Origin of the sequence: Pseudomonas sp. B22(2017) (genome assembly GCF_002113105.1) — a bacterium.
Classification (GTDB): domain Bacteria; phylum Pseudomonadota; class Gammaproteobacteria; order Pseudomonadales; family Pseudomonadaceae; genus Aquipseudomonas; species Aquipseudomonas asiatica.
Genome location: NZ_NEJN01000005.1, coordinates 415,512 through 434,630 on the forward strand (window position 1 = coordinate 415,512; position 19,119 = coordinate 434,630).

Here is a 19,119-nt window from a genome sequence, read left to right on the forward strand (position 1 = left end):
GCAGAATTCCACCCGTCCACCAACCGTGAGCACACGCCATGTCGAGCCCCCTTCCACGGCGCACGTACCTGTATTTCACCGCGCAATCGATCAACCTGACGACTGCGGTCATGTCCGTGACCATGGCGGCCATTGTCGGGGCGGCGCTGGCGCCTGCTGCCACATGGTCCACTGTGCCCTATGGGTTCCAGTTCCTTTGCCTGATGCTGGCTACCTATCCGGTCTCCAGGCTGATGAGCCGCATTGGCCGCAAGCGCGCCTTCATGCTGGGCTCGGTCCCTTTGGCGGTGTCTGGCATCAGTGGTTACCTGGCGGTGCAGTACCAGCACTTCCCGACGCTGGTGATCAGCCATTCGGCATTGGGCATCTACATTGCGTTTGCCAACTTCAATCGCTTCGCGGCCACCGACAATCTGGCCCAGAACCTGAAGCCCAAGGCGCTTTCCCTGGTGGTGGCCGGTGGGGTGATCGCTGCCGTGGTCGGGCCGGCGCTCACCGAGTGGCTGAGGGACGTTGGTGGGTATCCGCTGTTTTCGCTGTGCTACGCCGCTTTTGTCGGCCTGGCGGTGATGTCGTTGCTGACAGCGGCCTGCCTGCCCGGCGATACCGGCACCGCCAGTAACGACCGTGCAGCGAAAGCGGCTGGCACGACCGCCGAGCCGCTGAGCCCGGTGGTTGCCGTGGCCATGGCGGTGGCCGCGCTGGGCTACGGCATCATGAATTTGCTGATGATCCAGGCGTCCATGCACATGAAACACATGCATGAGGACTTTTCCGACGTTCGCTTGGCGATTCAATGGCATGTGATTGCCATGTTTGCGCCGTCGTTCTTCACCGGCGCCATCATCCACAAGCTCGGCATCAGGGCCACCATCTGTCTCGGCCTGTGCCTGCTGATCGGTTGCACGGCCATGAACATGTGGTCGCACAGCTACGCGATGATGACCTTGTCACTGATAGCCCTGGGCCTGGGTTGGAACCTGACCTACGTGGGCGGTGGGGCGCTGTTGGCGCAGACGCTGCAAAACAGCCCGGCAGCGATGCAGATGCAGGGGAAGAACGATCTGGCCATTGCGGTGTTCGCGACCGTTGGTGCATTCAGCCCATCGCTGTTGCTGGGTACGGTCGGCTGGGATGGCACCAATGCCATTTGCATGGCCCTCTGCATCGTGCTGCTCATGGCCACCGCAGGGTTGCTGCAGCGCAAGGTTTCAGGGCCTGCCAGGGCCAGTTAGACCCCGGCTACCCTCCGCGCGGCCCGCAGCAGGGACGCGCGAGTGCTGTTCAGGTCAGGCGCCGTGGCACTTCTTGAACTTTTTCTGGCTACCGCACGGGCATGGGTCGTTACGGCCAACGTCCTTCAGGGCGTTGCGTACCGGCTCCTGGTGGCCGTGGTTGCAGTGCGGGCCGTGTACATGGCCATGATCGTGGTGGTGATCATGATCGTGGTTGCAGTCAGGGCCATGAACGTGGGGTTGCTGGGACATTGCAGGGTCACTCCGGTTTGTAATCGCCGGGGATTATCTCACCACTGCGCGACAAGTGCAGGTCCCGATGGATGAGCAACCCGGTCGCCAGCTCGCCCTGCAGGCTGTAATGCAGTGGTTGTTCGCTTTTCAGCAGCTTGGCCAGCGGTTTCAGGTGCTGCCACAGGTTGGTCCGTGCGGTGATCTTGAAAGTACGCCGGGCATGCCCGCCGACACTGCGCCACACGCTGGTTTCATCCTGCACCAGCAACAGGTCGTTGAGGCGTATGGCATACGACAGGTTGCGGATGAACAGGCGGCTGTCATTGGGGTTGTCGATTCGCAGATGCAGCACGAACTCCTGCTCCAGCAACCTGGCCTTGACCGTCTCCACCTCGACCAGGTGCACCTCGGGTTCGCGCCAGTCGTCACCGCCCCAGCTGGCGCAGCCCGCGAGCAGTGCAAGCCATGCCATCAGGGTGGCGAGCAGCAGCGGGCGGGTGCGGGCGATCATGGTCAGCTACCCACGTAACTGGCGCAGCATTTCTTGAACTTCTGGCCGCTGGCGCAGGGGCAGGGGTCGTTGCGCCCGGCCTTGAGCCCGACCGTGGGGTCGATGAAGTACCAGCGCCCGGCGTGCTGGACGAATGCCGAGCGCTCGCGGTGCTGATGGTCACCCTCCTGGTCGTGCCAGCGTGCAGTGAAGGTGACAAAACCGTGCTCTGGCTGGCCGCCCAGCACCTCTGCGCTTTCCACCTCCAGGCCCAGCCAGGTGCTCTGGGCGCTCCAGGCGGCCATGGCGGCACGGTCCAGGCCGGCTTGCTGGGCCGGCAGGGTTGTGGCCACCAGGTAGTCGACCAGGCCCAGCACGTAGGCACTGTAGCGTGAGCGCATCAGCGCCTGGGCATCCGGCGCCGGGGTGCCGGCATGGTAGTGCCCGCAGCAGGCGTCGAGCAGGTTGCCACTGCCACAAGGGCAGACCGAGACACTCATCATCACCACCAGTACTTGCCGAAGTTTTCAGGGTTGGCCCAGAACTTGGCATTCAGCCAGTCCGGTACCTGCTTGTAGTCATGTAGATCATAGGTGAACAGGCTCAATACCTGCTGGTCACGGCGGAATTTCTCGCTGGCCGACAGGGCAAGGGCAAAGAAATCGGTGTCCTGCCAGCCACAGGCGGCCAGGTCGGCCAGCACAGCGACCCGGCTGGCATTGAGGTTGCGAATGCCACCGAGCAATTCCAGGCCGGTGCGTTTTGGCAGGTGCTCCAGGCAGTCCACCAGTACCGCCAGGTCAAAGCGCTGGGCTGCCAGTTCTGCCGGCAGCGGGCCTGGGGCGGCCGTGGCGATGGTTACCTGTGGGTGCGCCTGGGCGAAGGCGTCCAGCGCCGGGAAGCGCGTGCCCACCAGCAGCAGGCGTTGCGGAGTGAAGCGATCGAGCAGGGCCGCCAAGGCCTGCTGCGGGGTGCGCTGGGAAAAACCGTCGGTCATTGCCAATCCTCGTTGAAGTCATCCAAGACTAGCGGGCCGCAGCGTGCGGGCAAAGAGGCATGTGACTGTGTCGTGGCTTATTGGTGGCAGGGATCAGATGCTCGGTCTTTACTCCCTGAAATCGGCCTTATGCCGATTCCCCCTAGGAGAAGCAATGAAATGAGCATAGTACGCACAGCGATACCCCTGGTTCTGCTCACCAGTGTGTTGACTGGTTGTGCAGGTTTGCAAAAGACCGACTGGCCGAAATGTGCCGCCGTCGGGGGTGTAAGCGGCGCTGCCCTGGGCGCCATCGAGAGCTCCAGCTGGGCTGGTTGGGGCGCGTTGCTGGGCGGTGGCCTGGCGGCGGGCTATTGCTGGGCCCATGGCGATGGCGACGAGGATGGTGACGGTGTGCCGGACAGCCGTGACAAGTGCCCAGGCACCCCGCGCGGTGTGCAGGTCGATGCCAACGGCTGCCCACCGGAGCCGGCCGCGGTGGTCGAGGAAGTGGTGGTGCAGAAGGAAGAAGTCATCGTCATCCGCGATGTGCACTTCGAGTTCGACTCTGCGCGCCTGACCGCCAGCGACAAGGAGCGCCTCAACACCATCGCCACGCGCCTGAAACAGGAGGCGCCGTCCGCCCGCCTGAGCGTCAGCGGCCATACCGATAGCGTCGGCTCCGACAGCTACAACCAGAAACTGTCCGAGCGCCGTGCCCACTCGGTGACCGATTACCTGGTCGAGAGCGGTGTGCCGCGCAGCAGCTTCGTGTCGGTGGTCGGTGCTGGTGAAACCCAGCCGGTGGCAGACAACGCCACGGCCGAGGGGCGTGCCATGAACCGTCGTACCGAGATCAAGATCCAGCGGTAGATCGGCGTGCGCCCGTGCCTTGAGCAGTGGTACGGGCGCGTCTTCACGGCGGTCAGCCGCCCGTGGCCAATGACACAGGAGCATTCAGCATGAGTGTGACGTCGAAGGCGGCGCTGCCGCTGTTGGTGGCTGCCAGCCTGCTAGCGGGCTGCGCCACCCACAGCGATGGCAGCGCGCCGCTCAACCAGAGGACCTGGCCCATCTGCAGCCTGCTCGGCGGCCTGGTCGGTGGTGGCCTGGGCGCCATCGAAAGTTCGAGTTGGGCGGCTGGCGGCGGTGCCCTTGGCGCCATCGCCGGGGGCCTGATCTGTTACGCCCAGGATGGCGACGAAGATGGCGACGGCATTTTCGACCGCCGTGATCGTTGCCCCGATACCCCCACCAACACTGCGGTCGACCACATGGGTTGCCCGTTGAGGGTGTACCCCGCATTGCCGCCTGCCACTGAACCTGAACCCTCGCCGGAGGTGATCATCCTGGATGACAACGGCGCGGTGATGTTCGCCTTCGATTCCGCCGAGCTGACCCCGGCGGCCCAGCAGCGTCTGCAAGGCCTGGTGGCAAAACTCGATTCACCGACGGTGGCCAAGGTAAGCGTGATCGGGCATACCGACAACGTCGGCTCCGACAGCTACAACCAGGCACTTTCCGAACGCCGCGCCAGCAGCGTGGCCGTTTACCTGATCGGCCAGGGGCTGGAGGCGGGCAAGGTCACCAGCCAGGGGCGCGGCGAGAGTGAACCGCTCACCGACAACGAAAGCGAGGAGGGCCGTGCCCGCAACCGACGGGTGGAACTGCACCTCAACTGAGTGGTGCTGGCGCCTGTCCGGGCATTGCAGTTAATGTTGGTCGCACGGCCCGCTCGAACGGGCCGTCTCGACATAACAACAATCCATGGGGGCGGGATATGAAGTTCATCCTGGGCTTGGGCAAGGTCCTGACTGTCGCTTTCTGGGGGGTGGTGCTGTTCAATCAGTTCATGCCACAACCCTTGCCCTTCAACCTGCTGATCAACGCCGCCGGCATCACCTTGCTGGGCCTGCACCTGCTTGAAGTGCTGTTCTTCAATGGCAGCTTGCGCGGCCGCAGCCACCGCTGGTTCGATCGTTTGCAGATCCTGTTGACGGGTATCTTCCATGTCATGTCCATCCCCCGTGTGCAGGAGGCGCCGCGAAATGCGTAATCTGATGTTATTGGCCATGTTGGCCGCTCCCCTGGCCCAGGCCGAAAGCCTGGAGGTCGCTGCCAATTCCATGCTGCGCCTGCCCGACAAGTCTGCCAGCGTGCACCTGGCACAGTTGCGTGTCGCCGATGCCGCAACCCTGCTGCTGCCTGCCACGCTCGCGGAATTGAAGGTCGACCAGCTGGAGCTGGGGCGCGATGCGCGTATCGCCATTGCACCTTCCGATAGCCCGTTGCTGATCGAGGCGCGCAGTGCGCGGCTGGGTGAGGGTAGCGAATTCAGTGCGCCGGGAGCGGCGGGTACTTACCAGCGGGGGGCCCGGTCAGGCCGCAGCCTGGACCTGAAACTGGCTGAAGTGGATGCCGAGCGCCTGGCCATCGATGCCCGTGGCGGTGCCGGTGCGCCGGGGTACGAGGGGCTGGATGGCGCCAACGGCCAGGCCGGTGGCTGCACCTGGGGCCAGGCCAGCCGCGGTGCCAACGGCGATGACGGCGGCAACGGGCACGATGGCGCGCCGGGTGGGCGCATCCGCCTGAGCGTGCCGCAGGGCTTCCCGCAGGAACGCATCGTGGTGCGCCTGGACGGCGGCGCACCGGGCAAGGCCGGGGCTGCTGGCAAGGCCGGCAAGGGCGGGGCTAGCAAGGGTTGCCTGGTTTACCGCACAGACGCCGGCGCCAACGGCCGGCCGGGGCAGCCGGGCCAACCTGGGTTGGCCGGCGCTGTAGGTGAGCTGATTCTGCAGCGCCTCTGAAGCCTTGCCGCGCGCCCTGTAGGAGCGGCCTTGTGTCGCGATGGGCTGCGCAGCAGCCCCAGGATTTCAGCGCCTTCGCACAAAATGCCGGGGCTGCTGCGCAGCCCATCGCGACACAAGGCCGCTCCTACAGGGGCCGAGCAGATCCTGTCAGAACATCAGCCGCGAACTGGCCACGGCTACCACCGCCAGACCGAGCAGCAGGTTGATCCCCACCATCCGCCGAATCCGTCCCAGCACTGCCGCACCCGCCGGCCAGTCCTCGGCCTGCACTGCCCCCCTCAATTCCGGCAGCAGCAGCGCCTGGATGCGCATGAACAGGGCAAACATGGCGATGCCCCCACCGATCATCACCTGCACATATTTCGGTGCAGTCTCGAAGCCGCTGAAGCGCATGTGCAACATGCCGATACCACTTATCGCCAAAATCGCCACTGCCAGCCAGACCCAACCGAAGAAGCGTCGGAAAACTTCCACCCACAAGCGCAGCCGGGCAGGCCCTTCAAGGGCTGCAACTGTTGCCGGGCGCAGCACCAGCCAGGCGAAGAACATGCCGCCGACCCACACCAGGGCGGCCAGGACATGCAGTGTGTAGGGCAGGGCAAAGGCAAGCATCCGGATCTCCATGCGGCATAAAGGGCAATAGCGGGGTATGATAGCCGCCCCATGCGAAACACTGAAAATATATCCAGCCCTCCGGGCGCCTGCAGACCATGATCAGCAACGAACTCAAAGCCACCATCCAGGGCGCCTATACGCGTTTTCTCGAAGCCAAGAGCCTCAAGCCGCGCTATGGCCAACGCCTGATGATCGCCGAAGTGGCCAAGGTGCTCGGCGACATCGCCTGCGACGAAGAAGGCCGCCGTGCCGGCGAGCCTGCCGTGGTGGCAGTGGAGGCGGGCACCGGTACCGGCAAGACGGTGGCCTACAGCCTGGCTGCCATTCCGGCCGCCAAGGCCGCCGGCAAGCGTTTGGTGATCGCCACCGCCACCGTGGCGCTGCAGGAGCAGATCGTCTTCAAGGACCTGCCCGACCTGATGCGCAGCAGCGGGCTGAACTTCAGCTTCGCCCTGGCCAAGGGCCGTGGCCGCTACCTGTGCCTGTCCAAGCTCGACATCCTGCTGCAGGAGGGCCACGCCCAGTCGGCCACCGCCCAGCTGTTCGAGGAAGAAGGCTTCCACATCGAAGTCGACGAGCGGAGCCAGAAGCTGTTCAACAGCATGATCGAGAAGCTTGCCGGCAACCGCTGGGACGGTGACCGCGACAGCTGGCCCGAAGCCCTGGAAGACCAGGACTGGGCACGCCTGACCACCGACCACAGCCAGTGTACCGGCCGTCATTGCCCGAACTTCCAGCAGTGCGTGTTCTACAAGGCCCGTGAAGGCATGGGCAAGGTCGACGTGATCGTCACCAACCACGACATGGTGCTGGCCGACCTGGCCCTGGGCGGCGGCGCGGTGTTGCCCGACCCGCGCGACACCATGTACGTGTTCGACGAAGGCCACCACCTGCCGGACAAGGCCATCGGCCATTTCGCCCACTATTCGCGCCTGCGCTCCACTGCCGACTGGCTGGAGCAGACCGCCAAGAACCTGACAAAGCTTCTGGCCCAGCACCCGCTGCCCGGTGACCTGGGCAAGTACATCGAGCAGGTGCCGGAGCTTGCGCGAGAAGTGCGCACCCAGCAGCAGTTCATGTTCACCCTGTGCGAGCAGGTTGCCGACTTCCGCCCCAGCGAGGACAACGAAGGCCGTGAGCGCCCGCGCTACCGCTTCGAAGGCGGCGTGGTGCCGGAGCAGATTCGCGAAGTGGGCATCGAGCTGAAAAAAGGCTTTGCCCGCCTCAACGACCTGTTCACCCGCTTGGCCGACCTGCTCAAGGAAGGCATGGACGGTGAGGTCAACATCGGCATCGCCAGCCACCAGGCCGAGGAGTGGTACCCGCTGTTCGGTAGCCTGGTCACCCGTGCCCAGGGCAACTGGGAGCTGTGGACGGCCTTTACCGCCGAAGACCCGGAAGACAGCCCACCCATGGCCCGTTGGCTGACCCTGGCCGAGAGCGGTGCGCTGTTCGACATCGAAGTCAATGCCAGCCCCATCCTGGCCGCCGAAATGCTTCGCCGCAGCCTTTGGAGCGTGGCACATGGCGCACTGGTGACCTCGGCGACGCTGACTGCGCTGGGCAAGTTCGACCGCTTCCGCATGCGCTCGGGGTTGCCCCGTGACGCGGTCACTTGCGTGGTGCCCAGCCCGTTCGTGCATGGCGATGCCGGCCTGCTGCGGGTCCCCGACCTAAAGGCCGACCCGCGCGATGCGGCGGCGCATACCGCAGCGATCATCCGCGAACTGCCGAACATCGTCGAAGATGCCCGTGGCGCGCTGGTGCTGTTCTCCTCGCGCAAGCAGATGCAGGACGTGTTCGATGGCCTGGACCGTGACTGGCGCAAGCTAGTGCTGATCCAAGGCAACCTGTCCAAGCAGGAAACCCTGAACAAGCACAAGGCACGGGTCGACGATGGCCAGCACAGCGTGCTGTTCGGCCTGGCCAGCTTTGCCGAGGGTGTCGACCTGCCGGGTGCCTACTGCGAGCACGTGGTGATCGCCAAGATTCCTTTTGCCGTGCCTGATGATCCGGTCGAAGCGGCGTTGGCCGAGTGGATCGAAGCTCGCGGCGGCAACCCGTTCATGGAAATTGCCGTGCCCGATGCCTCGCTGCGGCTGATCCAGGCCTGCGGCCGCCTGCTGCGAACCGAACAGGACCGCGGTGTTATCACCTTGCTTGACCGGCGCCTGGTCACCCAGCGCTACGGCAAGGCTATTCTCAATGCGCTGCCGCCGTTCCGGCGGGAGATTTCCTGACCGCCGGAGCACACTTGCTCCGGTGCGTTGTCCATTACTCAGTCGTGGGCCATGAGGGCCCTGAAGGAGAGCCCCAGCCTTATGGTCCGCCGTACCCTGCCCGCCGTTTTTGCCCTGTTGTTCAGCTCGCCGTTGCTGGCTGGGCAGCAGACGCTTTTCAGCTTCGTGCGCCCGGCCTCGGTGGTCAATGTGGCGACCGAGGATGCCGGCATGCCGCAGTACAACGCGGAGCAGACGGCCGAAGGTGAAGTGTTGCGGCGCGTGGTGTTCAACCCGGCCGAGCGGCCGACCCTGCGCCTGAGCCCGCAAAGCGGTGTGTGGGACTGGTCCGGCGGTCAGTTCCTGACTTTGCGCCTGCAAAGCGCGATGGATTGGGCGCTGACCGTGGACGTGGTGGTGCAGGGCAGTGATGGGCGCACGTTGACCAGCCGCATCGACCTTCCGGCCGGTCCTGCACAAACCGTGATGGTACCGCTGACGGCCAGTTCGCCATTGAGCCAAGGCATGCGCGCCGGCCCGCCCATGCCCTGGAACCATGGCGGCCAGCGCCTGCTGCTGACCAGCAGCGCCGGTGCGGTCGACCTCAAGCAGGTGACGTCGGTCAGCCTGAGTATCCCCAACCCCAAGGTGGCGCAGAACCTGCTGATCGAGCGGGTGGGCATCCAGGATGACGACCAGGCATACAAGGCGGCCTACCAGGAACTGATCGATGCCTATGGCCAGTCCACCCGCGGCCATTGGCCAGAAAAGGTTACCAATGACGAGCAGCTCAAGGCGGCCGATGTACGCGAGCAGCAACAGCTCAAAGGCTGGCTGGCAGAGCGTGGCAAGCAGCAGCTGGACGCTTACGGAGGCCTGCTGGCCGGGCCGGCGTTCGAGGCCAAAGGCTTCTTCCGCACCGAAAAGCGTGACGGCCGCTGGTACCTGGTAACGCCCGAGGGGCATCCGTTCTATTCCCTGGGGGTGAATGCCGTCGCCGCGGATGGCGGGCGTACCTACGTCGCCGGGCGTGAGGGGATGTTCAAGGGGTTGCCGGTTGAGGGGGATGCACTGGCCGCATTCTATGGTGATGGCAACAACGACGATGGCAACCCCTCGTCGCAAGGTCGCAACTTCAAGCAGGGGCGCTGGTTCGATTTCTATGCCGCCAACCTGCAGCGCACCTATGGCAAACCCTGCCCGCCCGCGGTAGAGGGGCAGCCAGCAAGCTGCCCACCATTGGCGCTGGATACCGCCCGCTGGAAGGCGCATGCGCTCGACCGCCTGCAGGCCTGGGGTTTCAACACGGTCGGCAACTGGAGCGAACCGGCCCTGGGCCAGACCAGGCGCATGCCGTACACCTTGCCGCTATCGATCGTGGGGGATTACGCCAGCATCAGCACTGGCATGGACTGGTGGGGCCGCATGCCCGACCCGTTCGACCCGCGTTTTGCCATGGCCACCGAGCGCGCCGTGGCCATTGCCGCCCGCGATCACCGTGACGACCCCTGGCTGATCGGCTATTTCGCCGACAACGAACTGGCCTGGGCCGCCCCCGGTAGCGACCCAAAGGCGCGTTACGGCCTGGCCTACGGAACCTTGCGCCTGACTACCGACGTACCGGCCAAGCGCGCCTTCCTCAAGCAACTGCGTGACAAGTACCGCAACCAGGAAGGGTTGTCCAAGGCCTGGGGCATCGAGCTGAGCGCCTGGGAACTGATGGAGGACCCGGGTTTCGAGGCACCGTTGCCGAACCCGGAGCACCCGGAAATCGAGCGTGACTACCAGCACTTCCAGCAGGTGTTCGCCGAAACCTACTTCAGGACCATTGCCGACTCGTTGAAGTGGCATGCGCCCAATCACTTGCTGCTGGGTGGCCGCTATGCCGTCAGCACGCCGGAGGCGGTCAAGGCCTGCGCCGAGTTCTGCGATGTGCTCAGCTTCAACTTCTATACCCTCAAGCCGCAGGATGGCTACGACTTCACCCGCCTGGCCGAGCTGGACAAGCCGGTGTTGGTGTCCGAGTTCCAGTTCGGCTCGCGCGATCGCGGGCCGTTTTGGCCGGGGCCGCTGGAAGTGGCGCGGGAAGAGGACCGTGGCCCGGCCTACGGCAACTTCCTCAAGGCGGCCCTGGCGCAGCCGATGATCGTTGGCGCGCACTGGTTCCAGTACCTCGACCAGCCGGCCAGCGGCCGCCTGCTCGATGGCGAGAACGGTCACCTAGGGTTGGTGGCGATCACCGATATGCCATACCCGGGGTTTGTCGATGCCGTGCGCAAGAGCAACTTGCAGGCAATGAGCCAGCTGCGCGTCCAACTGGAAAAACCGGCGCCCTAGCAACCGGCTGACGCGGTCTTGTGTAGGAGCGGCCTTGTGTCGCGATGGGCTGCACAGCAGCCCCAGGATCTCAGCCGCAATGCACAAATTACCGGGGCTGCTGCGCAGCCCATCGCGACGCAAGGCCGCTCCTACAGGGGCACCGTTCGTCCTGGCTGCCATTCGTCGCGACCACTTGGCCCAAGCCAGTTTGCAAAACACGCAACTACTGAAACAATGCACACCATTTTCGGAATTGGTCGTACGGAGAACAGCGGGTGCAGATCCAGGGTCACTATGAGCTGAAGTTCGAAGCAGTGCGCGAAGCCTTCGCCGCGCTGTTCGATGATCCCCAGGAGCGTGGCGCCGCGCTGTGCATCCAGGTTGGTGGCGAAACCGTGGTCGACCTGTGGGCTGGCAGTGCCGACAAGGACGGCCAGCAGGCCTGGCACAGCGATACCATCGCCAACCTGTTTTCCTGCACCAAGACCTTCACCGCTGTCACCGCCCTGCAACTGGTCGGCGAGGGCAAGCTGGCGCTTGATGCGCCGGTGGCCAACTACTGGCCCGAGTTCGCCCAGGCAGGCAAACAGGCGATTACCCTGCGCCAGCTGCTCAGCCACCGCGCCGGCTTGCCGGCCATCCGTGAGCTGCTGCCGGCCGAGGCACTGTATGACTGGCAGGCCATGGTCGATGCGCTGGCTGCCGAAACGCCCTGGTGGACACCCGGCACCGAGCATGGCTATGCCGCAATTACCTACGGCTGGCTGATTGGCGAGCTGATCCGCCGTGCCGACGGCCGTGGCCCCGGCGACTCGATCGTGGCCCGTACCGCTCGGCCGTTGGGGCTGGATTTTCATATCGGCCTGGCGGACGATGAGTTTCATCGCGTAGCGCATATCGCCCGTGGCAAGGGCAACGCCGGGGACGCTGCGGCTCAGCGCCTGCTGCAGGTGACCATGCGCGAGCCCGAGGCTCTGTCGACCCGTGCCTTCACCAACCCGCCGGCGATCCTGACCAGTACCAACAAGCCGGAGTGGCGGCGCATGCAGCAGCCAGCGGCCAATGGCCATGGCAATGCGCGCAGCCTGGCGGGCTTCTATGCCGGGCTGTTGGACGGTAGGCTGCTCGAATCAGAGCTGCTCGACGAACTCACCCGTGAGCACAGCCTCGGCCAGGATCGTACTCTGCTCACCCAGACCCGTTTTGGCCTGGGCTGCATGCTCGACCAGCCAGACGTGGCCAATGCCACGTTCGGCCTCGGGGCCCGCGCCTTCGGCCACCCAGGCGCCGGCGGCTCGGTTGGTTTCGCTGACCCGGAACACGATGTGGCCTTCGGTTTCGTGGTCAATACCCTTGGCCCTTATGTGCTCATGGACCCGCGAGCCCAGAAACTGGTACGCGTCCTTGCCAATTGCCTTTGATCGGGTAATGCGGGTATTGCCCCAGCCCTTTGACTATCCTCAATGCCAACGCCTGAAGGGCGTAAGCAAAATTTCTTTCTATTTCATGGTGTATCGCTGATGTCTTCACACAAAACCTTAGCACTCGCCCTGTGCCTGACCGCCGTTACCGGCTGCGCCAGTCACCCCCAGGACGGCTCGAAGGACAGCGCCTCTAGCTGGTGGCCCTTCGGTTCGGACAAGGTTGCCGAGCAGGAAGTGAAGCAAGCCGTCACGGAAAATGTGGCCAAGGCCGACGCCAAGTCCGACAACGCCAGCCGTTGGTGGTGGCCGTTCGGCGGTGAAGAGAAGCAGGCCAAGGGGCCGGTGGTGCCGAAGGTCGACCAGAAGGCCACCCAGGCCTGGCTGGACGAGTACGAGCCAAAGCTGCGTGAGGCGATCAAGGGCAGCAAGCTGGAGCTGGAGCGTCGTGACAACGTGCTGGCCGTAACCATCCCGGTGGACAGTTCGTACAACCCCGATCGTCCGAACATGCTGCTGCCGATGACCCTGGGCCCGATTACTCGTGTGGCCAAGACTGTCGAAGGCGATGCCAAGACCGCTGTGCTGGTGCTCGGCCATGCCGACAGCAGCGGGGTCGCTGCCGCCAACCAGAAGCTAAGCCTGGAGCGCGCCGCTTCGGTGTCGGCCATCTTCCGCCTCAGCGGCCTGCAGCGTGACCGTCTGAACCTCAAGGGCATGGGCTCGGAAATGCCGCGCGCCGCCAACGACAGCGCCGAGGGCCGTGCCCTGAACCGCCGTGTGGAAATGCTGTTGACCCCGCAGAACACCATGGTCGCCCTGCTGGCCAAGTACCAGCAAGCCGCCCCGGCGCGCGCGCCAATGGTGGCGGTGCAAGATGTCAAAGCACCTGCTGCCAAGCCTGCCGACAGCAAGCCGGCCATCAAGGCTGCGGCGAAGAAGCCTGTGACCAAAGCCAAGGCTAAGGCGCCAGCCAAGACCACGGCCAAGAAAAAAGCTGCACCGGCCAAGCCGGTTGCCAAGAAAGCTACCACTGAAAAGAAAGTAGCTGCCAACAGCCCTGCGAAGACCAACTGATCGTCAAGGAACGCAGCAATGACCCAATCCCTGGCCGATATGCGCCGCGACTACACCCGTGATGGCCTGGCCGAATCCCAGGCCCCGGGAGAGCCGTTCGCCCTGTTCCACCAGTGGTTCGCCGAAGCGGTGAAAACCGAGCAGGTGCCGGTGGAAGCCAACGCCATGACCTTGGCCACTGTCGACGGTGAAGGCCGCCCGCACTGCCGTATCTTGTTGCTGAAGGGGCTCGATGAGCGTGGCTTCACTTTCTTCACCAACTACGATAGTGCCAAGGGCCAGCAACTGCTGGTCAACCCTTTCGCCGCCATGACCTTCTTCTGGCCGGCGCTGGAGCGCCAGGTGCGCATCGAAGGGCGGGTGGAAAAGGTCACCCCCCAGGAGTCTGACGCCTACTACCAGGTGCGCCCGCTGGGTAGCCGCCTGGGTGCTTGGGCTTCGCCACAGAGCCAGGTGATTGCCGGTCGTGAGGAGCTGGAGGGACTGGTCAAGGCCACTGAGGCGCGCTTTTCCGACACCCAGCCGCATTGTCCGGAGCATTGGGGTGGGTATCGTTTGCTACCTGAGCGCATCGAGTTCTGGCAGGGGCGGGCCAGCCGCCTGCATGACCGACTGAACTACCGGCTGGTGGACGGGCAATGGCTGCGGGAGCGGTTGGCGCCCTGAGATTGTTGGGGCCGCTTTGCGGCCCTTTCGCGACACGATGCCGCTCCTACAGGAGATCGCGATCCCGGCAACTGACGCGGCCCCCTGTAGGAGCGGCCTTGTGTCGCGAAAGGGCTGCGCAGCAGCCCCGGCACTCCATCAGGCTACCCAGGATACCCCGCAGCTTCCCGCTCCAGCCACCCCGCCAACTGCTTGCGCCCCACCTTCTCCACCCGCGCCTGCTCCAGCCTTTGCAGCATATACGCGCGTTTTTCAGGGTCCGACCCTGCCAGCGACAACGCCAGGTCACGGTCCATCCAGCGGCGCATGCGCACATACAGCCACCAGTGGAAATACAGCCCCGCAACGGTGGTGACCACGACGATGAAGTAATCCATGGCTATCCTTGGTCTCACTTGAAAGGCCTCGACACAGCCGTGCAGGCTGTCCCTTGGCTGAATGAAAACAATTTTATTACGTTTGTACCGTGACAGCCGTCAACGTGCAGCGTCTAATGAGCACCTGACTTATGGAGACCTTACCCATGCGTAAATCCGCTTTGCTGGTGGCGACCTTTACCACCATGTCGCTGTTGCTGGGTGGCTGTGCCTCGAGCCTGACCGGTGACAGCTACTCCCGTGATGAGGCCCGCCGCGTGCAAACTGTGCGCATGGGCACTATCGAGTCCCTGCGTCCGGTCAAGATCGAAGGCACCAAGACCCCGATCGGTGGCGGTGCTGGCGCCATCGTGGGTGGCGTGGCCGGGAGCGCCGTGGGTGGTGGCCGAGGCAGCATCGTCGCCGCCGTGATCGGTGCCGTTGCCGGTGGCCTGGCCGGTTCCGCCGCCGAAGAGGGCCTGACCCGTACCCAGGGTGTCGAAATCACCGTGCGTGAGGACGATGGCAGCATGCGTGCCTATGTGCAGGCCGTGCAGCAGAACGAGATCTTCCGCGTTGGCGACCGCGTGCGCATCATGACCGTCGATGGCACCAGCCGCGTCACGCACTGACCGTAGCCCAACAAGAAAAAACCCCGACATGGCGCTCGCCAGTCGGGGTTTTTTCATGCTGCGGCCAGGTCAGCCGACGTTGGACTTGCGGCTGGCCATGGCGGTTACTGCATAGCCGAACACGGCGGCGAAGAACGAGCCGGTGAGAATACCCATGCGGTCCATCCCGGCGTAATCACTGCTGCCAGGCACAAAGGCGAGCGAGCCGACGAACAGGCTCATGGTGAAGCCGATACCGCAAAGTATCGCCACACCCAGCAATTGCCCCCAACTGGCGCCTGCAGGCAGTGCGGCCAGGCGCAGCTTGACCGCGACCCATGTCAGGCCGAAGACACCCACGGTCTTGCCCAGCAACAGCCCCACGGCGATGCCCAGTGGCACCGGGTGGGTGAAGCTTTCTAAGGTCACGCCTGACAGCGATACACCGGCGTTGGCGAAAGCGAACAGCGGCAGGATGGCGTAGGCAACCCAAGGATGCAGGGCTTGTTCCAGGGCAAGCAGTGGTGAGCGTTCGGCATGGCGCGTGCGCAGCGGGATGCACAGGGCCAGGGCGACGCCGGCCAGGGTGGCATGCACGCCGCTCTTGAGCACGCAGACCCACAGGATCAGGCCAACGACCATGTAGGGCCCAAGCTTGACCACGCCAAGCCGATTCATCGACACCAGCAACACCAGGCAGGCGGCAGCCAGCAGCAGCGACATGCTCGACAGGGTGCCCGAGTAGAACAGGGCAATGACGATGATCGCACCCAGGTCGTCGATGATCGCCAGGGTCATCAGGAACAGTTTCAGCGACACCGGCACGCGCTTGCCCAGCAGGGCCAGTACGCCGAGGGCGAAGGCGATGTCGGTGGCTGTGGGGATAGCCCAGCCGGCTATGGCGGCAGGGTTGTCACGGTTGATGAACCAGTAGATCAGTGCCGGTATCACCATGCCGCCCACGGCGGCGGTGGCTGGCAGGATTACCTGGGAGGGCTTGGACAGGTGGCCGTCGACTACCTCGCGCTTGACCTCCAGGCCGATCAGCAGGAAGAACAGGGCCATCAGGCCGTCGTTGATCCAAAGCAACAGCGGTTTGGCGATGTGCAGCGCACCGACCTGAACGGCGACGGGAACGTCGAGCAGGCCGCTGTACAGGTAGGACAGCGGCGAGTTGTTGATTATCAGGGCCAGGATGGCCGCAGCGATCAGCAACAGGCCACTGGCGGCTTCGAGCTGGAAGAAGCGGGTGAACAGGCTACGCACGGGCTATAGGCTCTCCATGAGCAGTTGACAATGGAACGGGCGTACACCCTAGCCTTTGGCGATATGCTTTCAAACAAAAACCATATTCGTTTTTGTTATATGTTGTTACTGGCTGGGCTGAGGGAAGCCTAGATGCAGATGGGGAAGGAAGGGGGAGGGAGAGTCTGATCTCTGGGTTGGATAATTCTGATTGCTGTCAGGGCCTATTCGCGGGCTTGCCCGCTCCCACAGGTTCCGCGCCACATTCAGATCTGGCGCGGCACGTGTGGGAGCGGGCAAGCCCGCGAAAGGGCCCTGGCAGGCAATAAAGGCTCAGAGGCCGAGCATATCCCGCGCCACCGCCTCGGCGATGCGAATCCCATCGACACCCGCCGACAGGATCCCGCCCGCATACCCGGCCCCTTCACCCGCCGGGAACAGCCCCTTGAGGTTCAGGCTCTGGAAGTCCTCACCGCGGGTAATGCGCAGCGGCGAGGAGGTGCGGGTCTCGATCCCGGTCAGCACTGCATCATGCAGGTTGTAGCCCTTGATCTGCCGGTCGAACGCTGGCAGCGCCTCGCGAATGGCTTCGATGGCGAAGTCCGGCAGGCTCGGCGCCAGGTCGCCCAGGGTCACGCCCGGTTTGTAGGACGGCTCGACACTGCCCAGTGCAGTCGACGGCCGGCCAGCGACGAAGTCACCCACCAGCTGTGCCGGGGCCTGGTAGTTGCTGCCGCCCATCACGTAGGCGTGGGCTTCCAGGCGTTCCTGCAGCTCGATGCCGGCCAGCGGGCCGCCCGGGTAATCGCGCTCGGGGTCGATGCCGACGACGATGCCTGAGTTGGCGTTGCGCTCGTTACGCGAGTACTGGCTCATGCCGTTGGTAACCACCCGGCCTGGCTCGCTGGTTGCTGCGACCACGGTGCCGCCCGGGCACATGCAGAAGCTGTACACAGAGCGGCCATTCTTGGCGTGATACACCAGTTTGTAGTCGGCGGCACCGAGTTTCGGGTGACCGGCGTACTTGCCCAGGCGAGCCTTGTCGATCAGCGTTTGCGGGTGCTCGATACGGAAGCCCACCGAGAACGGCTTGGCTTCCATGTACACGCCTTTGGCGTGCAGCATGCGGAAGGTGTCGCGGGCACTGTGGCCCAGTGCCAGCACCACATGGCGCGAGTGCAGCTGTTCGCCGCTCTCCAGCACCACGCCGGTCAGTTGCCCATCCTCGATCAGCAGGTCGGTGACCTTCTGCTGGAAGCGCACTTCGGCGCCAAGGGCAATCATGTCCTGACGCATCTGCTCGACCATGCCGGTGAGGCGGAAGGTGCCGATGTGCGGTTTGTTGATGTACAGGATCTCGTCCGGCGCACCGGCCTTGACGAACTCTTCCAGCACCTTGCGGCCGTGGTGCTGCGGGTCCTTGATCTGGCTGTACAGCTTGCCGTCGGAGAAGGTACCGGCGCCGCCTTCGCCGAACTGCACGTTGGACTCGGGGTTGAGCACGCTCTTGCGCCACAGGCCCCAGGTGTCCTTGGTGCGCTGGCGTACTTCCTTGCCGCGCTCGAGGATGATCGGCTTGAAGCCCATCTGTGCCAGCAACAGGCCGGCGAAGATGCCGCACGGGCCGAAGCCGACCACGATCGGGCGCTCCTGCAGATCGGCAGGGGCCTTGCCGACGAACTTGTAGGTTACGTCTGGCGCCGGGCCGATATTGCGATCGTCGGCGAACTTGCTGAGCAGCTCGGCTTCGTTGCTGGCTTCCAGGTCGATGGTGTAGATGAACAGCAGTTCGCTGTTCTTCTTGCGCGCATCGTAGCTGCGCTTGAACAGGTTGAAGCTGAGCAGTTGCTCGTCGCGGATGCCCAGGCGCTGGACGATCGCTTCACGCAGGGCTTCGTCGGGATGGTCCAGGGGCAGCTTCAGTTCGGTGATTCGTAGCATGGCAGGGTCCAGTATCCCGGCCATGGGCGGCCGGCGGCTTTACACAAACCGCCAAGTATAAGCTGTTCGCCGCCCCGACTGGCAGGATAAAAGCGCCCGGCGATCAGTTGTCGCGTGCACCGCCATAGTAACCGCAGCCCAGCAGGGTCTTGCCGTCGATGCGCAGTTCGGCACGCAAGTGGTGGATGGCACCGGTGGCGGTGTCTACACAGCGTTGTGGCGCGACCCACAGCTCCACGTGCTGGCCGTTGGCTTCGCTGGTAAGGGTCAGGCCGCCGCCGGGCACTTCTTCTTCCAGAAAGGGCAGGGGCAGGGGATCCTGGCCGACGCGGTTGAGCACCATGCCTTTGCCGCTGGCCTTGATGTCCCATTCCGGCTCATGGCCGTTGGCGCGCAAGGTCAGCTGCTTGAAGTTGGGGTCTTCACAGGCGCGGGTGGAAGGTTCCAGGCGGTACAGGCGGCGAACTTCAAGCTGGCCGTCGTTGTTGGCCTGCCTGCTGCCGGTGAGGCGGCCACGGACGTCGGCGAACAGTTTGTCGTTGGCGTCCTTGGCGAGGTTGGCGGCTTCCTGCAGGATGCCGGTTGCGGCGACGTCGTTGATCACGAAAGTGCGGTTTTCGCTGCACGGCTTGAACAGCAGCTGGCCACCGCCGGCACGCAACTCGCCCTGCATGCGCGTAGTGCCGATGTTCGGGTCGCTGGGGGCGTCAGCCATGAGCTGGCAGCCGGCGAACAGGGGCAGCAGGGCAGTGAGCAGCAGGGTGGGGGTGAGGCGCATGGGGCGGGCTCCGGGGAAATCTTTGCCATGAAAGCCGGCCACGTTACTCAGGCTGGCGCTGGATCACAAGTTAATGGTTGCCTGTACTGGCCCTATCGCCGGCAAGCCAGTACAGACAATACATTT

Annotated in this window: 20 protein-coding genes; 11 read left to right on the forward strand and 9 right to left on the reverse strand. The window is 64.3% G+C overall.

Features of this window, described 5'->3' with window-relative positions:
- Positions 1 to 38: 38 nt before the first annotated feature.
- Positions 39 to 1,235, forward strand: a complete 1,197-nt coding sequence (locus CAG18_RS14375) for an MFS transporter (protein WP_085721074.1) — start codon at positions 39 to 41, stop codon at positions 1,233 to 1,235.
- A gap of 54 nt (positions 1,236 to 1,289) precedes the next feature.
- Here CAG18_RS14375 and CAG18_RS14380 read toward each other — a convergent pair whose 3' ends face one another.
- From CAG18_RS14380 to CAG18_RS14395, 4 genes are read right to left on the reverse strand one after another with little or no spacing between them, the layout of a single operon-like run.
- Positions 1,290 to 1,487, reverse strand: a complete 198-nt coding sequence (locus CAG18_RS14380; RefSeq protein ID WP_003258907.1) for an SEC-C metal-binding domain-containing protein — start codon at positions 1,485 to 1,487, stop codon at positions 1,290 to 1,292.
- Between the two features lie 7 nt (positions 1,488 to 1,494).
- Complete coding sequence (locus CAG18_RS14385; protein ID WP_015271543.1) at positions 1,495 to 1,980, reverse strand: LEA type 2 family protein; 486 nt, start codon at positions 1,978 to 1,980, stop codon at positions 1,495 to 1,497.
- 2 nt (positions 1,981 to 1,982) lie between these two features.
- On the reverse strand, positions 1,983 to 2,459 hold the full coding sequence (locus CAG18_RS14390; RefSeq protein WP_015271542.1) for a YchJ family protein: 477 nt from the start codon (positions 2,457 to 2,459) through the stop codon (positions 1,983 to 1,985).
- A gap of 2 nt (positions 2,460 to 2,461) precedes the next feature.
- Positions 2,462 to 2,956 (reverse strand): DUF6231 family protein, encoded by a 495-nt coding sequence (locus CAG18_RS14395; protein WP_015271541.1) that lies wholly within the window; start codon positions 2,954 to 2,956, stop codon positions 2,462 to 2,464.
- 159 nt (positions 2,957 to 3,115) lie between these two features.
- Between CAG18_RS14395 and CAG18_RS14400 the strand changes: the two genes are divergently transcribed.
- The 4 genes from CAG18_RS14400 (at position 3,116) to CAG18_RS14415 (ending at position 5,742) form a co-directional block, all read left to right on the forward strand.
- Positions 3,116 to 3,808, forward strand: coding sequence for an OmpA family protein (locus CAG18_RS14400; RefSeq protein ID WP_003258902.1), 693 nt, complete (start codon positions 3,116 to 3,118; stop codon positions 3,806 to 3,808).
- Between the two features lie 89 nt (positions 3,809 to 3,897).
- Positions 3,898 to 4,617, forward strand: coding sequence for an OmpA family protein (locus CAG18_RS14405; protein ID WP_085721075.1), 720 nt, complete (start codon positions 3,898 to 3,900; stop codon positions 4,615 to 4,617).
- Between the two features lie 98 nt (positions 4,618 to 4,715).
- Positions 4,716 to 4,991, forward strand: a complete 276-nt coding sequence (locus tag CAG18_RS14410) for a DUF1145 domain-containing protein (RefSeq protein WP_013973933.1) — start codon at positions 4,716 to 4,718, stop codon at positions 4,989 to 4,991.
- The gene (locus CAG18_RS14415) at positions 4,984 to 5,742 is read left to right on the forward strand and encodes a collagen pro alpha-chain precursor (RefSeq protein WP_085721076.1); all 759 of its coding nucleotides are present in this window, start codon (positions 4,984 to 4,986) and stop codon (positions 5,740 to 5,742) included. Before CAG18_RS14410 ends, CAG18_RS14415 begins: the two co-directional genes overlap by 8 nt.
- A gap of 150 nt (positions 5,743 to 5,892) precedes the next feature.
- Here CAG18_RS14415 and CAG18_RS14420 read toward each other — a convergent pair whose 3' ends face one another.
- Positions 5,893 to 6,357 carry a CopD family protein gene (locus CAG18_RS14420; RefSeq protein ID WP_085721077.1) on the reverse strand — a complete coding sequence of 155 codons (465 nt, stop codon included), beginning with the start codon at positions 6,355 to 6,357 and terminating at the stop codon, positions 5,893 to 5,895.
- A 98-nt stretch (positions 6,358 to 6,455) separates the two neighbouring features.
- On the opposite strand from CAG18_RS14420, the gene dinG reads away from it, so the two are divergent.
- The 5 genes from dinG to pdxH all read left to right on the forward strand — a co-directional run bounded on the left by dinG (position 6,456) and on the right by pdxH (position 14,062).
- Positions 6,456 to 8,600 carry an ATP-dependent DNA helicase DinG gene (gene dinG / locus CAG18_RS14425; protein ID WP_013973931.1) on the forward strand — a complete coding sequence of 715 codons (2,145 nt, stop codon included), beginning with the start codon at positions 6,456 to 6,458 and terminating at the stop codon, positions 8,598 to 8,600.
- Between the two features lie 81 nt (positions 8,601 to 8,681).
- On the forward strand, positions 8,682 to 10,916 hold the full coding sequence (locus CAG18_RS14430) for a beta-galactosidase (protein WP_054573722.1): 2,235 nt from the start codon (positions 8,682 to 8,684) through the stop codon (positions 10,914 to 10,916).
- A gap of 257 nt (positions 10,917 to 11,173) precedes the next feature.
- Positions 11,174 to 12,319 (forward strand): serine hydrolase domain-containing protein, encoded by a 1,146-nt coding sequence (locus CAG18_RS14435; protein WP_085721078.1) that lies wholly within the window; start codon positions 11,174 to 11,176, stop codon positions 12,317 to 12,319.
- A gap of 99 nt (positions 12,320 to 12,418) precedes the next feature.
- A complete protein-coding gene (locus tag CAG18_RS14440; protein WP_015271535.1) occupies positions 12,419 to 13,396 on the forward strand; it encodes an OmpA family protein in 978 nt (325 codons plus the stop codon).
- An 18-nt stretch (positions 13,397 to 13,414) separates the two neighbouring features.
- The gene (gene pdxH, locus CAG18_RS14445; protein ID WP_015271534.1) at positions 13,415 to 14,062 is read left to right on the forward strand and encodes a pyridoxamine 5'-phosphate oxidase; all 648 of its coding nucleotides are present in this window, start codon (positions 13,415 to 13,417) and stop codon (positions 14,060 to 14,062) included.
- A 143-nt stretch (positions 14,063 to 14,205) separates the two neighbouring features.
- On the opposite strand, the gene CAG18_RS14450 is transcribed toward pdxH, so the two are convergent.
- Positions 14,206 to 14,439 (reverse strand): hypothetical protein, encoded by a 234-nt coding sequence (locus tag CAG18_RS14450; protein ID WP_013973926.1) that lies wholly within the window; start codon positions 14,437 to 14,439, stop codon positions 14,206 to 14,208.
- 146 nt (positions 14,440 to 14,585) lie between these two features.
- Between CAG18_RS14450 and CAG18_RS14455 the strand changes: the two genes are divergently transcribed.
- Complete coding sequence (locus CAG18_RS14455) at positions 14,586 to 15,050, forward strand: glycine zipper 2TM domain-containing protein (RefSeq protein ID WP_013973925.1); 465 nt, start codon at positions 14,586 to 14,588, stop codon at positions 15,048 to 15,050.
- Between the two features lie 69 nt (positions 15,051 to 15,119).
- Here CAG18_RS14455 and nhaA read toward each other — a convergent pair whose 3' ends face one another.
- From nhaA to CAG18_RS14470, 3 genes are all read right to left on the reverse strand, one after another.
- Positions 15,120 to 16,295, reverse strand: a complete 1,176-nt coding sequence (gene nhaA, locus CAG18_RS14460) for a Na+/H+ antiporter NhaA (RefSeq protein WP_015271532.1) — start codon at positions 16,293 to 16,295, stop codon at positions 15,120 to 15,122.
- A gap of 312 nt (positions 16,296 to 16,607) precedes the next feature.
- Positions 16,608 to 18,215 carry an NAD(P)/FAD-dependent oxidoreductase gene (locus CAG18_RS14465; protein ID WP_015271531.1) on the reverse strand — a complete coding sequence of 536 codons (1,608 nt, stop codon included), beginning with the start codon at positions 18,213 to 18,215 and terminating at the stop codon, positions 16,608 to 16,610.
- A gap of 103 nt (positions 18,216 to 18,318) precedes the next feature.
- On the reverse strand, positions 18,319 to 18,993 hold the full coding sequence (locus CAG18_RS14470; protein WP_085721079.1) for a COG3650 family protein: 675 nt from the start codon (positions 18,991 to 18,993) through the stop codon (positions 18,319 to 18,321).
- Positions 18,994 to 19,119: the final 126 nt, after the last annotated feature.

What these genes read in the sequence shown, in the direction of transcription:
- CAG18_RS14430 (WP_054573722.1), top strand. Translation starts at nt 8,682, where the DNA reads ATGGTCCGCCGTACCCTGCCCGCCGTTTTTGCCCTGTTGTTCAGCTCG.
- CAG18_RS14470 (WP_085721079.1), bottom strand. Translation starts at nt 18,993, where the DNA reads ATGCGCCTCACCCCCACCCTGCTGCTCACTGCCCTGCTGCCCCTGTTC.
- CAG18_RS14375 (WP_085721074.1), top strand. Translation starts at nt 39, where the DNA reads ATGTCGAGCCCCCTTCCACGGCGCACGTACCTGTATTTCACCGCGCAA.
- pdxH (WP_015271534.1), top strand. Translation starts at nt 13,415, where the DNA reads ATGACCCAATCCCTGGCCGATATGCGCCGCGACTACACCCGTGATGGC.
- CAG18_RS14400 (WP_003258902.1), top strand. Translation starts at nt 3,116, where the DNA reads ATGAGCATAGTACGCACAGCGATACCCCTGGTTCTGCTCACCAGTGTG.
- CAG18_RS14450 (WP_013973926.1), bottom strand. Translation starts at nt 14,439, where the DNA reads ATGGATTACTTCATCGTCGTGGTCACCACCGTTGCGGGGCTGTATTTC.
- CAG18_RS14420 (WP_085721077.1), bottom strand. Translation starts at nt 6,357, where the DNA reads ATGCTTGCCTTTGCCCTGCCCTACACACTGCATGTCCTGGCCGCCCTG.
- CAG18_RS14455 (WP_013973925.1), top strand. Translation starts at nt 14,586, where the DNA reads ATGCGTAAATCCGCTTTGCTGGTGGCGACCTTTACCACCATGTCGCTG.
- CAG18_RS14405 (WP_085721075.1), top strand. Translation starts at nt 3,898, where the DNA reads ATGAGTGTGACGTCGAAGGCGGCGCTGCCGCTGTTGGTGGCTGCCAGC.
- CAG18_RS14415 (WP_085721076.1), top strand. Translation starts at nt 4,984, where the DNA reads ATGCGTAATCTGATGTTATTGGCCATGTTGGCCGCTCCCCTGGCCCAG.
- CAG18_RS14385 (WP_015271543.1), bottom strand. Translation starts at nt 1,980, where the DNA reads ATGATCGCCCGCACCCGCCCGCTGCTGCTCGCCACCCTGATGGCATGG.
- dinG (WP_013973931.1), top strand. Translation starts at nt 6,456, where the DNA reads ATGATCAGCAACGAACTCAAAGCCACCATCCAGGGCGCCTATACGCGT.
- CAG18_RS14440 (WP_015271535.1), top strand. Translation starts at nt 12,419, where the DNA reads ATGTCTTCACACAAAACCTTAGCACTCGCCCTGTGCCTGACCGCCGTT.
- CAG18_RS14395 (WP_015271541.1), bottom strand. Translation starts at nt 2,956, where the DNA reads ATGACCGACGGTTTTTCCCAGCGCACCCCGCAGCAGGCCTTGGCGGCC.
- CAG18_RS14410 (WP_013973933.1), top strand. Translation starts at nt 4,716, where the DNA reads ATGAAGTTCATCCTGGGCTTGGGCAAGGTCCTGACTGTCGCTTTCTGG.
- CAG18_RS14380 (WP_003258907.1), bottom strand. Translation starts at nt 1,487, where the DNA reads ATGTCCCAGCAACCCCACGTTCATGGCCCTGACTGCAACCACGATCAT.
- CAG18_RS14465 (WP_015271531.1), bottom strand. Translation starts at nt 18,215, where the DNA reads ATGCTACGAATCACCGAACTGAAGCTGCCCCTGGACCATCCCGACGAA.
- CAG18_RS14390 (WP_015271542.1), bottom strand. Translation starts at nt 2,459, where the DNA reads ATGAGTGTCTCGGTCTGCCCTTGTGGCAGTGGCAACCTGCTCGACGCC.